This window comes from Nguyenibacter sp. L1, assembly GCF_035199985.1.
GTDB classification, from domain to species: domain Bacteria; phylum Pseudomonadota; class Alphaproteobacteria; order Acetobacterales; family Acetobacteraceae; genus Gluconacetobacter; species Gluconacetobacter vanlangensis.
Genome location: NZ_CP127015.1, coordinates 1,680,954 through 1,696,654 on the forward strand (window position 1 = coordinate 1,680,954; position 15,701 = coordinate 1,696,654).

The window sequence follows — 15,701 nt, forward strand, 5'->3', positions numbered from 1 at the left end:
ACGGGCAGGCGGCAAACAATGCGCAGCGCAGGGCATCGCTTGTCATGCTCTCGCCGTCGCGGGAGATTCAGGCCATCACCGTGGGACACAATCTGGCTGCTGAAATCAATCCAGCCAGTTGCTCGACAATGGCGGTCTCGCCGGACACCAGATCGACGCTCGCTACCCGTAATCGTTCCTCGCCTGCCAAAATCCCATAGGCGGCATTCAGAGGACAGACACCAAGTCCCGCATGGTGCGGGTAGAGGAGCATCACTTCAGCACAGCGATAGAGCCGGGCATAGGCCATCATCTGATAGACATCGGCCTGCGACACGCCGCGCTTGGCATCTTCGGGATTGCATCCGATGCGCTTCCATTTGGTGTCGATAACCATCATGGTATCGCAACCTTTCTTGATAAGCAGGTCGGGCTTGGTCTGAAAGCGTTGCTTGCCACCTTCGCCTTCCTCGATCAGGCAAAACAGGCCGCCGCCTTGGGTATGGACCGTCCATTCCGTGCCGCGCAGTGCCCGCTTGGCGAGCGCCGCGATATAAGCTTCGAACAGATCGTTCATGGGAAATAGCAGCGTGATTCCGTGCTCTGTGCGGCCATCATGATGTGTGGCCTGCCATTCACGTTTCAGGAACAGGCGCACCAATTCGTAGAGCGCCTCCCAGCGGCGATTGGTCCGGTCGATGCGAACCTGTGACCATGGGAGATCGCTTGGGGGCACATCGCTGACATCGGCAAACAGGAAGCGCAGTTCGTCGAGACGGCGGATGGTTTCGGCTGCGCGGGCATGGCGGCGCAGCAAAACAACGCACGACTTCATAATGCGGAGGAGCGCCGTATCGGCTAGCAGCGCGTCGTAGCGGCAGGCGAGCCGGTCTGGTCGCACAGCAAGCGCGGTGAATTGTCGCCTGACATCGAGCCTTCCTCGCAACGCAGGCAAATCGTCCTCCTGCGCCAGATAGGCGCGCGGCAATCCGCGTCGCGCTTCGGCCAGCAGCCGGTTAGCGAATAGACGCATTAGAATATCGAGCAAGGTTTCGGTTTGCCGCGCCATCGCTGCGGCCTGCCCATCTCCCAGTTCGAGACCGAGAGCGACATCAAGCATTCGCACCAGACGATGCCGTATTGTGCTGTCCGGTTCAATAGCTTCGGCGTCGATCTTGGGCAGGATCTCAAGGCTGCATCCCGGCGCGGCGATCACGCCGACCATTTGCCCCGCAACGATTTCGCTGTGCCGGTCGATCAGAATGTTGGTGCCATGTCGATTCGCCAAGGGATGCGCGCGCGCTGCAGTGAGCAGGGCGATAGCCTGGGCGCGGGTGAAGGCGTGGGAGCCGTTGCTACTGGTTTCCGTGCAAACTGATGTGCCGCCCCACTCATGAACAGTGAGGTGGGTCATTTCTCGGATTCGTTGATGGTCACAGGTGCGAAGTCAGCAATCACTGTGGTTTTTCCGACCAATCGTTCAAAGGCGTCATCCTTGAACGGCGAAAGCACCGACCAGCTTGATAGGCTGTCTCCTGCGATTCCGGGTGGTGGATCGAGCTTTTCTTCCCGGATGGACCCATCGCCAAGAACCGCTGCGATTCGGCTCCAATCCTCGAAGAAAAACTCTTGCAACAGCGGGATCACCTTGTCGCGCATCGCGCCTTCGACTTGCTCCTTTGTTTCGCAGTCGATGAAAAAGGCGTGCCCGATGCGGTGTTCACGGTCGATAAGATATTCGATCCGGCGGTTGATAGTGGTGAGGACGGCTTTGAGGTCGATACCTTTCACCATGCCCAACAGGCTTGGATCGGGAGCCATTTCCCGGAAGCTGAACCGTCGCCGCAGAGCCGTGTCGAGCAATGCGATCGACCGATCGGCCGTGTTCATCGTGCCGACAATGTGGAGATTGGACGGGACGGAGAAAGACCGTTTCGAGTATGGGAGCGTCACCGACAAGGCATTGTCCATGCCTGCGCGCTTGTCCGCCTCCATAAGGGTTATCAGTTCGCCAAACACTTTGGACACGTTGGCGCGGTTGATTTCGTCGATAATGAGAACATGCGGCAATGGCTCGGCTATTTCCCCGCCACCATCGCCATCGGAAACAAGCTGCGCGATCAGCGGGCGATTCAGTTCGGAATCCTTCAACCGATAGATGGATTTCTGGATGAACTTGGGCGGGTAGATTTCGCCTACGTCCAATCCCTCCTTGTCGTGCCACAACCAGTTGACCTTACGGCGGTGACAATATCGCCCATCCGGGCGAGGGGCATATTCATAGTCGCCTTCAACAACGCCGATTGCCCTGAACCGATGGTTGCCCTTGGCGACAATCAGGACATCACCAATCTCAAGCTGATTACGGAACACGTCGGGCGACTGAACCAATCCCTTGTCCGGCGTGATGTCCTCATCGGGGAATCGCTCCTTGATGGCAGAAAAAATCTCGTCTCGATCTCCGAAACGTGGATCGCTCCAGTCGATGTCACGAAAACCAAAAAGGGCGTAACCGTCAGCAATGGATTCCGTAAAGACAAAATCGGATGCGGAGTCCGCGACCTCACCCAGTGACACCTTGTAGATCGCGCGATCAGCCAGACTGACCGCTTCGCTGCCCGCAACCAGCCCCTCGGTTGCTGCGCGCTCTGCAATACGGCGAAAGATGCCTGGCTCTGGCTGCAAATGAAAGCCAACCGATTCTCCATCCCCGTTCGTGATCGGAACTGGCCGCAGACCCTCTACAAAATCCTCGTAGCCGTAGTTCTGATGGAACGTGACGAAACCAATCCGGTTTTTTGCTACCAGTTCGTTGTAACGCGCCATTAAGGCCGCACGCCCCTCCTTTGATGCCGGATAGTCGGCTATCCCATCGCATAGCGCCACGGCCTCCCGCGCCGTGTGATAGGTCTTGCCGGTGCCGGGAGGGCCATAGAGAATGAGGTTAGTGGGAGCAGGCATCAGCATTTCGGTAAGCGCTTGAGTTTCAGGATTTTCAGGTCCTTCCAATCCGCTGGTTACAATTTCATACCCCACCTTGCGTAATATGCCGTTGGCGGCTTGCTCTCCTTGCCCGCCATTGAAATCTGCTGCCTTCAGTGGAACTCCACCTTCAATATGCCCATGTGAAACGCCTACAATGGCTTTCGCTGGATAGCGTTTGCCATTTATTGGCCGTCGTACCCAATATTTCCGTGGAATTCCGAAGCCGTATTTTTCTTTGAATCCATCAAGTCCAATTTCGTCAAATTCGTCCATCGCCGCTTCAATAGATTCCCTGGTTACAGCCTGATCATTCGGTTTTTTTGTAGATTCCACCATTGAAAACTGCCTGCATTAATCAATTTTTTACGATAAGTATCCATATTATTGTAGATATTCTCATCTACCAAAAATTTAGCAAGGTTCGGTTTTCGGGTTCGCTCATCTTCTTTCGAATAGGCAAGTTCCTGTTGTAGTTTTTGAAATTCACCACTTTTGAAAAGTTCGTCGAGATCACCGCAATTCTGAGCAATTCGGCGGCAACCCCCAATCGCCGCAAACCGGCGTTGACCGTATTTTCAGACATGAGCCGGGAACGGATGCGGATGGAAGGAAAGACCTAGGTTGTAGTGACGATTTCCGAGTGACCGGGATTCCCTGTGGGGCGGAGATATGATTCAAAGCTGACTTTGAGGTCAGCCTGAATGAGCCACGATCCTGACGCCCTGCGAGACGACCAATGGGAACGCCTGCGTCCGCTGATCCCCGGCGGGCATGCCGGTCGCCGGGGACCGCGCTGCGACAATCGTCGCTTCGTGGACGCGCTGCTCTGGATGGCGCGTTCAGGTGGCCGCTGGCGCGATCTGCCGGAGCGGTTCGGTCGCGTCGATACGGTCAAGCGGCGTTACTATCGCTGGATAGAGCGCGGTGTGCTCGACGCTTTTCTGGCGGCCCTGATCGAGGAAGCGGACCTCGAATGGCTGATGATCGATAGCACGATCGTGCGCGCCCATCAGCATGCAGCCGGGGCGAGACGCGCCAAAGGGGGGCGGATGCCCAGGGTCTGGGCCGATCCCGGGGCGGCCTGAGCACCAAGATCCACATCGCCACCGACGGTCTCGGCAACCCGGTGCGGATGCTGTTCACGCCCGGGCAACGCGCCGATGTCACGCAAGGAGAGGCCCTGATCGACGGGATCGCGGCCGATGCCGTCATCGCCGACAAGGGATATGACGCTGGCCATCTGGTGGAGGCCATCGAACAGACCGGCGCCGAAGCGGTCATCCCGCCCCGCGCCAACCGTAAAAGGATGCGGTCATACGACAGAACGCTCTATAAGGATCGCAATCTCGTCGAGCGGTTCATCAACAAGCTCAAGCACTTCCGCCGCGTCGCCACTCGATACGACAAGCTGCTCGCCAACTATCGGGGCTTCGTCACCCTCGCCGCTATCGTCATCCTCATGCGGTAAATCGTCACTACGACCTAGCCAACCGGACCATTGACGGGCCGCAATTCCCGGAACAATTCGATCGACTGGCGCGACAGGGGAACGTGGTGCTCCCACTTCATTTTCATCTTTGCGGCGGGAATGATCCATATGCCCATCTCAAGGTCGATCTCACCCCATTCCGCCGGACTTGGCGTTTCGGATTTGCAGTTCGGTCAGCGCCATATCGATATATCCCTTCAAACGGCAACAAACGCCCATGCACAATCCTAGAGTAAATATGGCTGATTTCCGGGGATTGTCCAGACGTTGAAGAAACGTTATGGGATAGGAAAATGATGGACGTACAGCCCTCTACACCGACCGACCGCCCGTACAGCCTTTGACGCGTCGCGGGCCTGTCGTCGCATGCCTGGCGACGGCAATCCTGGGCGAAGCCATCCTGATTCCCATCGCCGTCATCCTCTTGTCCGCCTGGGGCCGTCCGCAATAGAGTCCCGCGGTGATCGGGCTGATCGTCGGATTGCATTTCCTGCCGATGGCACGCGCCCTGCATGACGATTTCCTGGTCGTGCACGCGGTCGCCATCAGCCTGGTGGCGGCTCTGTCGCTGCTTCTGCCCGAACCGGCACGGTCCGCCCTGCTTGGCTGCGGCATCGCCGCGATCTTGTTCGGCACGATCGGCTGCCGCGTGGCCCTGAGCCTGGCCCGTGCCGCGCCGGTCCCCCCGGCATGACTACGCCCACCCCCTCCGTGGCGCGCAGACATGCCGGCCGCCTGATCTGGCTGGCCTATCTGGCGCTCTACCCGCTGCCTTATCTGGCGGTCCGTCCCTCGCGGACCGCCATCCTGGCCGGCCTGCTGGGGCTGGCAGCCTTTCTGCCGCTTTATCTGCATGCCATCACGACGCGACGCGGCACGGTCCTGCCGCAGGCCCTGGCCATGGCGGCGATCGGCTTCGTCCTGTCGCCCTTCGGCGGCATATGGAGCGTCTATACCATCTACGCCGTCAGCCTGGCCGCCCGGCTGCACCCCATCCGCCGCGCCCATGTCGCCGCCGCCGGCCTGCTCGCCGCGTTCCTGGCCTTCTGCGCGATCCGACATGCCGATCTCATCAACACGCTTTGGGGCCTGCTGGTCGGTGCCATGACCGCCGTGGGCACGTCGCAGGCGCTGGATATCGAACGCCGCAACAGACGCCTGCTGGACACGCAGGCCGAAGTCCGCCGTCTGGCCGCCCTGGCCGAGCGCGAACGCATCGCACGCGACCTGCACGACCTGCTGGGCCAGAGCCTGACCGTGATCGCGATCAAGGCCGATCTCGGCGCACGCCTGTCCGCGACCGATCCGGACCGTGCGCGGGACGAATGCCGGGCCGTCGCCCAGACGGCCCGCGCCGCCCTGGCCGAAGTCCGCCAGGCCGTCACCGGCATGCGCGACGGCGGCCTGACGGCGGAACTGGAACGCGCCCGCACCGCCCTGCTGGCCGCCGGAATCACGCTGGACGCCCCCGCCCCGGCACCCGCCGATCCGCGCCGCCAGGCCGTGCTGGCCATGGTGATGCGCGAGGCCGTGACGAACATCATCCGCCATGCCGATGCCCGGACCTGCCGCATCGCCCTGACCACCGACGCCACCGGATCGCTGTGCCTGCATATCGCGGATGACGGAACCGGCGGTCCGCTCACCGACGGCGCGGGAATCGCCGGCATGCGCGCCCGCATGGCGGCGGCCGGCGGCAGCCTGACCCTGTCCAGCGACGGCAGCGGCACGCGCCTGCTGGCACGCCTGCCCGAATTGGCGCATGACTCCCGTCGCGATGACCACCCTTGACGGCAAGCCGCCCGGACGGCGCATCTCGGTGCTGCTGGTCGAGGATCAGATCATGATCCTCGACGCGCTGGCCGCCCTGCTGGCACTGGAACCCGACCTGGACATTGCCGGCCGTGCCTCCGACGGGATGCAGGCGCTGGCCATGGCGCGGCGCCTGTGTCCCGATGTCCTGGTTTCCGACATCGAAATGCCCGGCCTCACCGGCCTCGAACTTGCCGAACGCCTGCGCGCCCATGCGCTCCCGACCCGCGTGGTGGTCCTGACCACCTTCGGCCGCACGGGTTATCTGCGCCGCGCGCTGGATGCCGGGGTACATGCCTATCTGCTCAAGGACAGCCCCGGAGCGCTCCTGGCCGACACCATTCGCACCGTCGCCGCCGGCGGCCGGCACATCGCCCCCGAACTGGCCGAGGCGATCTGGGACGCCCCGCCCGACCCGCTGAACGCGCGTGAGCGCGCCGTGCTGCGCCTGGCCGAGGCCGGACACTCCAACCGCGCCATCGCCGACCGGCTGGGCCTCGCTCCGGGAACGGTGCGCAACTATCTCTCTGACGCCGCCCAGAAACTCGGGGCCGGCAACCGCATCGAGGCAGGACGCATCGCCCGTTCCAACGGCTGGCTGTAATCGCGGCCGGTTTGCACGATCGCGCCCCTTGTTGGGCTGCGGACGAATCGCCTAACAAGACCGTTCACGAACCCGTCGGTCCCGACGCCGCCCCATCCAGCAACGCCGAGCCCCCAGCCGCATGAGTCACGACACCCCTTCGCCCGCCCCTGCGCCCGCCGGTACCGCCTGCCTGAACTGCGAAACGATCCTGGTGGGCGAATGGTGCCATCATTGCGGGCAGGAGGGCGGTCCCCCGCATCGCACTGTGTGGGAATTATGCGGCGAATTCTTCGAGATGCTGACTCACGCCGACAGCCGCTTCAGCCGCACCATCCGCACCCTGGCGCTGGCGCCCGCGCGGCTGACCCAGGATTATATCGACGGCAGGCGCGTCTCGATGGTGCCGCCGATCCGCATGTTCTTCGTCGTGCTGCTGGCGATGTTCACCATCCACGCCCTGCTCGCCACCGGGCATCACGGCGTGCATATCACGGCGACGGACCGCGCTGAACTCGCGCGCGAGATCGGCAACTGGTCATGGGCCGGCCATGAACGGGTCACCGCATGGGTCCGCATGCACATGCTCAACGCCGTCGACAACCCGACCGAAGTGCTCAACGTCATGCGCGAATGGTCGGAACGCTTCATCCTGGTCATGCTGCCGATCTCGGCGCTCATCCTGTGGGGCCTGTATTACTGGCCCACGCGCCGCGCGCTGTACGACCATGTGATCTTCTCGGTCCATTCGCTCAGCTTCGCCTTCGCCGTCTTCACCGTCTCGTCGATCGCCGTCCGCATCGTGGGCCATGCCGGCAACCTGTTGCTGCTGGTTCCGCCCGTGCATCTCTATCGCCATCTGCGCGGCTTCTACGGGGTCGGCGTCCCGGGCACCATCACGCGCATGACGATCCTGTTCGTGGCCTCGCTCGTCTTCAGCCTGATCCTGCTCTCCGCCCTCGGCCTGCTGGGGTTGGAACTCGGGGCCGGCGGCGAGTCATGACCGCGGCCGCCGCGCCGCGCGGCGGCCGCTCCGCCCGGCTCGGCGCCTTGTCCCATCCGCATTTCCGCCGCTTCTTCCTCGGGTACGGCCTGTCCCTGCTGGGCAGCGCGATGGTGCCGGTCGCGCTCTCCTTCGCCATCCTGCGGCGCGGCGGCACCGCCCGCGACGTCAGCGCGGTACTGGCCGCGGAAATCGTGCCGCTGGTCCTGCTGCTGCTGGTGGGCGGGGTGGCGGCCGACCGGTTGCCGCGCCGCCGCGTCCTGATGGCCGCGGACCTGCTGCGCTTCGCCAGCCAGGGCATCATGGCCGTCCTGCTGTTCCTGCCCGCCCTGCACCTGCTGCCGCTGATGGTGCTGGCCGCCCTGCTGGGCGCCGGCACCGCCTTCTACCACCCCGGCCGCAGCGGCCTGCTGCCCGAACTGGTCGACGCGGCGGATCTGCAGGGCGCCAACGCCCTGATGTCGCTGGGCGATTCCGGCGCCAACCTGCTGGGGCCCATCCTTGCCGGCCTGCTGGTGCAGACGGCCGGCGCCGCCTGGGCGATCGCCATCGATTCCGCCAGCTACGCCATCGGCGCGGCCCTGCTGCTGGGCCTGCCCGACGGCGCCGTTCCGGCATCCGCGCCCGCCGGAGGCACCATGCTGCGCGACCTGCGCGAGGGCTGGCGCGAATTCACCGCCCATCTCTGGCTGTGGACCGTGATCGTGCAGGTCTCGCTCTTCTTCCTGCTGGCCTTCGGACCGCTGCAGATCTTCGGGCCGCTGCTCTTCGCCCATGCGCCCGACGGACCGGCGCGCTGGGGCGGGCTGCTGTCGGCGCAGGGCGCGGGCGCGATCGCGGGCGGGTTGCTGACCCTGCACTGGACGCCCCGCCACCCGATCCGGGCCGCCCAGTACCTCTTCCTGCTGCTCGCCCTGCCCATGCTGGCGCTGGGCCTGTGCCCGTCCTACGCGGGACAATTGGCCGGATTCCTGCTCGGCGGGCTGGGCCTGGCGGCCTTCAGCGTGCTGTGGCACACGACGATGCAGCGGATCATCCCGCCGGAGCGGCTGGCCCGCGTGACGGCCTATGACGCGTTCGGCTGCCTCTGCCTGCTGCCCGCCGGCTATCTCTGCGCCGTCCCGATGGCCGGCTGGATCGGCCAGGCCCCGGCGCTGATCGCCGGCGCGGCCTATATCGCGCTGTCGACCGGCGCCATCCTGCTGCTGCGCCCCGTCCGCATGCTGACCCTGCCCAGACCGCCGGCGGACTGACCCGGGCACTGGTTCACAAAAAAGCGAAACGAAGAATGTGACGGCCGGCGCGAAAAACCGCGACGGCCTGGCCGCTTTCCCTCCAGCGTGAATACAAAATATTTACCACGATAAGTGTAATCATACACGCGGGTCAGCCAGGAGTGAATAAAATGTCCATTTCCTTGGAAGAAACAAACGTCCTGTACCGTGTCCCGACTTCGTCCGCCGCCCCGGACATCGCCGTGAACGCGATCGAGCCCCCGCTGTTCCCGCCGCTTTCGGATGCAAGCATCGACGCGCTGTTCGCCGACATCAACCGCAACGGTTTCGGCGTGATCCGCGACTGCGTCCCGCCCGCGCAGCTCGCCGCGATGCAGGATTTCGTCCAACGCCAGGTCGCAGACAATGGCGGACAATATCTGTCCCTCGCCGGACCGGATTCCGTCTCGGGCACCTATCTGCAGGCGCTCTCGGCGTCAGCCGAATTCCGGCGGGTCTGCCGCGCGCTCTGCGGCAAGGCGACGGGCACGATCGTCCCGGATACCGGCTTCTACCAGGTGCTACGCTGCCTTTCGGGCACGAAGGGCGCGCGCCATTCCTATTTCTTCCATTTCGATTCCTTCGTCCTGACCGCCCTGGTGCCGATCCTGATCCCCGCCGAGGGGCCGCCGGGAGACCTGCTGATGTTTCCCAACGTCCGCCCCGTGCGGTCCAGCTATGTCGGAAACCTGCTCGACAAGCTGCTGCTGGACAACAAGCTGACCCAGATCCTGCTCAAGCGGGGCGTCCTCGCCAACATCTTGCACCCGGTGAAGGTGCGCATGGACCCGGGACATATCTATTTCTTCTGGGGCTATCGCTCGGTTCACGCCAACGAACCCTGCGAACCCGACAAGATCCGTTCCACCGCCCTGTTCCATTACCTGAACCCGCACGCGGGCAGTTCCCTGCGGCGCGCGCTGCGCTGATGTTCCGAATCTGAAATCCAGCGGCTTTCAGATTCGGAACATTGGATGAAACACGATCTTATTATCCTGCCTTTGAAATTCATGCATGGATTTCGAAGGCGGGACACCGGCCGTTCCGCCGCCCTCATGCCGCCCGCATCTCCTGCAGCAGCACCGCGACGTCTTCGCCCCTCGGCGTCCGGCCATCCACCGCCAGCCAGTTCTGCCGGCTGATCAGGCCATAGGCCTCGTCGGCGATCGCATCCCACAGATCGACCGCCATCCGCCGCACCCCGCCCCAGGTGAAGACGTGCCACCAGCCGGGCTCATACCCGACGATCGCAATGCAGTGTCCCCCCAGGATCGTCTGGTCCCCGCCGTCGTCGCGTCTCCAGTCGCCGTCCGCCCGCATCAGGTAGGCCGGCACCTGGATGCCCGCATAGACGCCACCCAGATAGGCCACCGCCCGCCGGAGTCCGTCATGGTCATGCAGGTCGATCGTGCCGAACGCCGTCAGATAGTCGCGGGTCTGGCCCGGCCGCGCATAGCCGGCACGGCGCCACCGTTCCAGCGCGTCCAGCAGCACGGTCCCGTCATCGTTCGTCCCCGTCGCCGGGTCGAAGCCGGTGCAGGCCGCGTAATTCTCCAGGCACATGGTCGTCGTCAGCAGGACCTCGGCCTGCGCGTTCTTCGTCCATGTGCCGATCAGCGCCGCCATCGCGGCAAAGGCGCAGTCGCCATATCGATCATTGCCCCACATCGCATAGGTCACGTGGCGCGACCATGCGACCGAATCGGGCACGGCGGGCAACCAGGCCGCCAGCGACGGCGACAGGCGGCTGGTGCGCGGATCGCGACGCGGCGGACATTTCCCAAATTTTCGCGTCAGAATCGTCATTGTCATGAAACCCATCGCCATCGGACCAGTTTGTGCCCCGAGGGCCAAATTATGCCCCGGTTCCCGGAACGGTTTGCATTTCAGCAAGGTTTTTTTAAACACGGACGGCGGCGGCTCTCCCGGACTCATCCTCCGGCGGTGCCGCCGTCATTCCCGTCAGGGTCCCCGATACAGCGCCGCCCGTATCGCCGCCGCCGGCACGCTCCCCCGCATCGGCACCGCCTGCGTCAGCCCCGCCACCTGTTCCAGAACCGGTATGATCTGCTCCGCCGTCTGGATATAGGGCGCGACCGCGGGCGCGCAGGACGCGACGACCGGCCCCGCGATCGCAAGCATGGTCCGGAACGCCGACACCAGCGCCGATGCCCAGCCCCTGCCCGTCTCGAGGGCGATCGTCCCCACCGGCGCCGCCCCCGCCGATGCTGCATTGATCTCGGCCGTGACCGCGCGGATCTGCGCCAGGGCCTGCTGCACCGACGCCGCCTGATCCGCGGTCAGATGCGCGGCCAGGCCGGGCACGGCTTCGATCGCCTCGGCCGCGAACGCCACCGCCCCCGCATCCGCCGCCAGTTCGGCGGCGTCGATCGCAACCGTGCCGCTCGGCATGCCGCAACCCGACAGGGCCAATCCCCCCGCCAGCAGCATCCCCGCCACGGCCAGGCCCAGCACGGGCGGCGTATCGCGCCGCGTCCCGCCATCCCGGCCTTCCGGCGGAGCGACGGGACAGGCGCGCGCCTCTTTGCTACACGCCGGATCGCACGACACCGCCGCGCGGCCCGGCTGCGCCAGGTTCGCGACATTGCGGAAATTCTGCGCCGCCAGGTTCAGAACGGCATAAAACCGGCCATAGGGCGATTGCGCGCTCCCGGGCAGCGGCAGCCACGGCATGACCGCCGCGCACACCCCGCACAGGGCCGCGACATCGACCAGATACCCTACCGGCACCAGAGACAGCACTGTGTGAAAGATCGTCGCCTGATCCATGATATTCCCCATCCGTTAAAATTCATGACCCGCGGGAACGCCGATCGTCACGCCGCGATCGCGGTGGCGAAGGCCGCGACATGGACGCTGTCCACAACCCCGGCACCCAGGGCGGTGTTATAGACACGCTTCCAATACGCGCAGAGATTTTCAGCACTCTTCGCGTCCGGCAACGGACCTGGATCGAAACGGTATTTCACCCGCGCCATCGCGCAGGCATAGCGCAGATTGCCGATAAGCTGGCGCATGCGCGGAATGTCCGAACAGGTCATGCGCCGCAGCCGGGTTTCCAGCTCGGCATGCGCCGCGTCGTCCGTCAGCATGCGCCACAGCGCGTCATGCGTCGCGGGCTCCATCTGCCACAATCCCAATGCCGGACCGCCCCCTTCCTGCACCAGGCGCGCCGCGCGCGATTCCACCAGCGCCGTGCCGGTCAGCAGATTGACCGCCGCCGGCCCGCCCAGGCCCAGCCGGTCCAGGGTCGGCGCCACGACCCGCCATTTCAGGTCCGCCGCATCCAGTCCGCCCATCACCACCCCCGCATCAACCGGTCCAGCCAGTCCGAAAAGGGCTGATAGCCCAGCAGGGCCGACACCACGCCCCCGACGGCGAGACCGATATTTCGAATCAATTTCACACCGCCTGCGATTTCCGCATTCATGCGGATCAGCGTTCGCTGCGATTCCGCCAGCGGCGCCGTGGTTTCGGCAATCGCCGCGCGCATCTCGCGGCGCAGCTCGACGATCGCCTGGCGCGTCTGCTCCACGTCACGATCGGCGCGACGGTCCTGATGCGCGCCGCGCGCGCGCCCCTCGGCCGAAATCTCGGCCAGCTTCATCATCATGTCCTGCTGCCCGTGCTCCAGGCGCCCGATCCGCGCGTCATGCCGGCGCAGCGTCTCGGCCGTCCCGGCCGGGTCCGGGACCGGATTTCCCCCATCCATCGCCTCTCCTTGCTTTTTTGCGGCCATCCCGTCCGACGCCTATCCGCCGACGCCGGTATAGATGATCTTGTTCAACATCATGGCCGGCGGCATATTCTGACTGTTGCCCGATCCAGCCGTAGAAATCGAAATCCCGGTGGTGCCCGACCCGATCGTCACCCCCGTGCCGGACGGCGTCGTCTGGGCGGTCGCCGTCTCCTCGACATCGCCGCCGCCGGCAAAGATCGCCGATATTTCCCCACCCGATCCCTGCGGCACGACGAAGCCCGATCCATGATTGGGCTTGTGGTCATGGCCCGGATCGGTGATCGCATGGCTATGGCCCGGGTCGGCGACCGCGTGGCTGTGCGCCGCCGCCATCTGACTGCCGCCCGGCGCACCCAGTTGCACGCCATTGACGCCCGACCCGGCCATCGTGACCTGATTGGCGGCGCTGCCTCCCATATTATCGACGCCGAAGCTCGCCCGGCCGCGCAGGTCCGGCAGGGCGAAGCTGGTCACCCCGTCACCGGCTCCGAAAATCGTGCCGATCGCGGCGAACAGGGCCGCATAGGTCACGCGGCTGATCGCCTGGCCGTAACAGAGCAGCCATCCGGGCGGCGCCGCCGCCCCGGCGAAGTCGCACACGGCCCCGACCGGCACCGCCCCGGCCACGCCGGCCGAGGCCCCGACCGGGTCCATGGTCCAGACCTGGTTGCCGTTCGCATCCGCCAGGACCACCGCATAATCCGGGGCGCCCAGCAGGAAGATATTGCCGAACTGCCCGCTCGAATCGGCGATGACCGGATTCGGATTGGGAATGGTCAGGCCCGGATCGGCATAGGTCGCCTGCGGCGTCGTGGTCCCGGTCTGATAGAACGACAATTGCGCGCCCGCGCGGGGCAGCCCCGTCGCATCGACGCTGAAAACATTGGGCCACACAAAGCGGGCGGCTGAACCGGGCATGCACCAGACTCCCCACACACCCCATACGGCCGGGGCGCGGATTCATGCGGGCGGTGCCTGTGCCCTGATGACCGATCCTAACCGATCGTGATATCCTCAGGCAATTCCACATCTCATCCGAAGACGTCGTACCCTCCGCCATTGTCCGCCCCCAGCCCCAGCACATTTCCCAGCACGCCCGGACCGGTGGAGCCGCCACCCAGCAGGGCCAGCGCATTGCCCAGCCCCGACATCAGCGCCGCGTTCGACGTCGTGGCGCCACGCGCCTGGGCCGCCCCCGTGCCGCCCAGCGCGTTCAGCATCGTGGTCGCGGCCGCATTGCCCTGGCTGCCGATCTGCCCCGCGGCGGCGCTGCCCATCCCCGCCAGACCCGACAAGGCATTCATGTAATTGCCGAATTGCTGGCCGGCATAATTCTGCGCATAGCGTTGCAGCGCATTCATCTGCCCACCCGACAAGGCCAGGCCCCGCGCCGCCGCCGACTGGTCCAGCGCCTGCTCGCCCTGCTGCAGGGGAAACTGGTAGTACGGCGTCTGGCTGAAGGCCTGGTACGCCGCCGCCGCGCCGTCTCCCTCCCCGTCTCCCTGGCCGCCCGGCCCGCCCGGCAATCCCAGCAGGCCGGCGAGGCTGTACAGCGCATTCGTCCCCGCCCCGACATAGGGCGACAGGTTCTGTTCCGTCTGGTTATAGACGTTCTGCTGGAATTGCTGCGCCTGGTTATAGGCGTTCGCCTGCGCCCGCGCCGCGCCCGACGCCGCATCCGCCCCCGTGATCCCGCCCGCGATCGAGCCCAGGGCCGATAGCCCCCCACCGATTGCCGTCACCATGATCCGATCCACTTCCCGAATTGACGTTCCATTTCCACCCAGCCCAGCCGCCGGAAGATCGGGCCGACATCCAGCGACCGCCCGGTCGGGCCGACATGGATCTTCGTGCCCGCGATCATCCGCCGCACGCCGCGCGCCGCCAGCGTCCGTTCCGCCTCGCGAAACAGGCGAATCCCGGCCGTCCAGCGCCGATAGGCCGGCCGCACATAATACAGATCGAAAAAGGCGTGGCTGGTGCCCCGGTGATGCAGATGCGGCCAGACCAGCGCCACCAGATAGCCCGCCAGCACCCGCCCCTCGCGCATCGTCAGCACGTGCAGCGCGCCGGCCTGTTCCAGCCGGGCATAGGTCTCCAGGTCCGGGTCCAGCGGCACGCGCTCCTGCTCCAGCGCGACCTCGCGGAAATGCGCCTCCCACAGGCTCCGCATCTCCGGCAGGACCGCGCTCCACGCCTCGACGCCATACCGGGTCACGACAGCACCACCTGCAGCCCGCCGGCCGTGATCGTCAGCGCGTTCGCCGCACCGGCCAGCACGGCGATCGCATCGCCCGGGCCCAGCACTTTCCCGATTTCGTTCGGACTGTTCCAGGTCTGCCCGGGCAGAACGGCCTGGTTGAAGGTCGTGGCATTGGCCGGCCCCGCACCGGCGCCCGACGGCACCAGATAGATGCTGGCCTGCACCGCGACAGCGCCGGTGTTGCAGATGCTCAGGCTGTCGATACGCGAATACACGCCCGCCGGGGACGTATAGATCGGCGTCGTCGATGCCGGAACATATTGGGCGGGAATCAGGGCAATCGGCTGAACGGACATGGCACCGCAATCCCGCGTCGCATCCCCGAAGGGATATCGGATGGAGGGCGGTGCCTATGCCCTGATTTCCAAAAATCTATCGTGTAATTGGTAATAGTTCAAGATCATAAAAAGTCCGCTTCTTCGAGGCGTCGACGCTCAGCCCGAGCGGTAACGCGTCTTTCCGATCACCCCGTGGCTTACGGCTAGACAACCCGACTCACACCCGTCCGGTGTTCCACACTGCGCTGCCGTCATGACCGACGGACCGACCGACC

17 protein-coding genes are annotated in these 15,701 nt (G+C 64.9%); 7 read left to right on the top strand and 10 right to left on the bottom strand.

What is annotated here, in order from left to right; translation table 11 throughout:
• Positions 1 to 67: 67 nt before the first annotated feature.
• Together QN315_RS07645 and QN315_RS07650 are read right to left on the bottom strand one after the other, a co-directional pair.
• Positions 68 to 1,393, bottom strand: a complete 1,326-nt coding sequence (locus QN315_RS07645; protein ID WP_323992665.1) for an McrC family protein — start codon at positions 1,391 to 1,393, stop codon at positions 68 to 70.
• Positions 1,390 to 3,237: an AAA family ATPase gene (locus QN315_RS07650; RefSeq protein ID WP_323992667.1), complete on the bottom strand. Its 1,848-nt coding sequence runs from the start codon at positions 3,235 to 3,237 to the stop codon at positions 1,390 to 1,392. Before QN315_RS07650 ends, QN315_RS07645 begins: the two co-directional genes overlap by 4 nt.
• 428 nt (positions 3,238 to 3,665) lie before the next feature.
• Here QN315_RS07650 and QN315_RS07655 point away from each other — a divergent pair.
• The 7 genes from QN315_RS07655 to QN315_RS07685 all read left to right on the top strand — a co-directional run bounded on the left by QN315_RS07655 (position 3,666) and on the right by QN315_RS07685 (position 10,054).
• Positions 3,666 to 4,432, top strand: a protein-coding gene (locus QN315_RS07655; RefSeq protein ID WP_323991908.1) for an IS5 family transposase whose coding sequence is annotated in 2 segments (ribosomal slippage) — positions 3,666 to 4,014 and positions 4,014 to 4,432 — 768 coding nt in all. Because the reading frame shifts where the segments join, the coding sequence is not laid out codon by codon here.
• A gap of 481 nt (positions 4,433 to 4,913) precedes the next feature.
• Positions 4,914 to 5,147, top strand: a complete 234-nt coding sequence (locus QN315_RS07660; RefSeq protein ID WP_323992668.1) for a hypothetical protein — start codon at positions 4,914 to 4,916, stop codon at positions 5,145 to 5,147.
• Complete coding sequence (locus QN315_RS07665; protein ID WP_323992670.1) at positions 5,144 to 6,244, top strand: histidine kinase; 1,101 nt, start codon at positions 5,144 to 5,146, stop codon at positions 6,242 to 6,244. The genes QN315_RS07660 and QN315_RS07665 overlap by 4 nt, the downstream gene beginning before the upstream one ends.
• Positions 6,231 to 6,869 carry a response regulator transcription factor gene (locus QN315_RS07670; protein ID WP_323992672.1) on the top strand — a complete coding sequence of 213 codons (639 nt, stop codon included), beginning with the start codon at positions 6,231 to 6,233 and terminating at the stop codon, positions 6,867 to 6,869. The genes QN315_RS07665 and QN315_RS07670 overlap by 14 nt, the downstream gene beginning before the upstream one ends.
• Positions 6,870 to 6,990: 121 nt before the next feature.
• On the top strand, positions 6,991 to 7,851 hold the full coding sequence (locus QN315_RS07675; protein ID WP_323992674.1) for a DUF3667 domain-containing protein: 861 nt from the start codon (positions 6,991 to 6,993) through the stop codon (positions 7,849 to 7,851).
• Positions 7,848 to 9,104 carry an MFS transporter gene (locus tag QN315_RS07680; protein ID WP_323992676.1) on the top strand — a complete coding sequence of 419 codons (1,257 nt, stop codon included), beginning with the start codon at positions 7,848 to 7,850 and terminating at the stop codon, positions 9,102 to 9,104. The genes QN315_RS07675 and QN315_RS07680 overlap by 4 nt, the downstream gene beginning before the upstream one ends.
• 152 nt (positions 9,105 to 9,256) lie before the next feature.
• Positions 9,257 to 10,054 (top strand): hypothetical protein, encoded by a 798-nt coding sequence (locus QN315_RS07685; protein WP_323992678.1) that lies wholly within the window; start codon positions 9,257 to 9,259, stop codon positions 10,052 to 10,054.
• Between the two features lie 124 nt (positions 10,055 to 10,178).
• On the opposite strand, the gene QN315_RS07690 is transcribed toward QN315_RS07685, so the two are convergent.
• The 8 genes from QN315_RS07690 to QN315_RS07725 form a co-directional block, all read right to left on the bottom strand.
• Positions 10,179 to 10,937, bottom strand: a complete 759-nt coding sequence (locus QN315_RS07690; RefSeq protein ID WP_323992680.1) for a hypothetical protein — start codon at positions 10,935 to 10,937, stop codon at positions 10,179 to 10,181.
• A 150-nt stretch (positions 10,938 to 11,087) separates the two neighbouring features.
• Positions 11,088 to 11,915: a hypothetical protein gene (locus QN315_RS07695; protein ID WP_323992682.1), complete on the bottom strand. Its 828-nt coding sequence runs from the start codon at positions 11,913 to 11,915 to the stop codon at positions 11,088 to 11,090.
• Positions 11,916 to 11,962: 47 nt separating this feature from the next.
• Entirely contained in the window at positions 11,963 to 12,445 is a 483-nt protein-coding gene (locus QN315_RS07700; protein ID WP_323992684.1) for a hypothetical protein, read from the bottom strand.
• Positions 12,445 to 12,858, bottom strand: a complete 414-nt coding sequence (locus tag QN315_RS07705; protein WP_246285614.1) for a hypothetical protein — start codon at positions 12,856 to 12,858, stop codon at positions 12,445 to 12,447. Before QN315_RS07705 ends, QN315_RS07700 begins: the two co-directional genes overlap by 1 nt.
• Before the next feature lie 39 nt (positions 12,859 to 12,897).
• Entirely contained in the window at positions 12,898 to 13,803 is a 906-nt protein-coding gene (locus QN315_RS07710) for a phage tail protein (protein WP_323992688.1), read from the bottom strand.
• Between the two features lie 113 nt (positions 13,804 to 13,916).
• Positions 13,917 to 14,630 (bottom strand): hypothetical protein, encoded by a 714-nt coding sequence (locus QN315_RS07715; protein ID WP_323992690.1) that lies wholly within the window; start codon positions 14,628 to 14,630, stop codon positions 13,917 to 13,919.
• On the bottom strand, positions 14,624 to 15,103 hold the full coding sequence (locus QN315_RS07720; protein WP_323992693.1) for a GNAT family N-acetyltransferase: 480 nt from the start codon (positions 15,101 to 15,103) through the stop codon (positions 14,624 to 14,626). Before QN315_RS07720 ends, QN315_RS07715 begins: the two co-directional genes overlap by 7 nt.
• The gene (locus QN315_RS07725; RefSeq protein ID WP_323992695.1) at positions 15,100 to 15,444 is read right to left on the bottom strand and encodes a hypothetical protein; all 345 of its coding nucleotides are present in this window, start codon (positions 15,442 to 15,444) and stop codon (positions 15,100 to 15,102) included. The genes QN315_RS07720 and QN315_RS07725 overlap by 4 nt, the downstream gene beginning before the upstream one ends.
• Between the last annotated feature and the right edge of the window lie 257 nt (positions 15,445 to 15,701).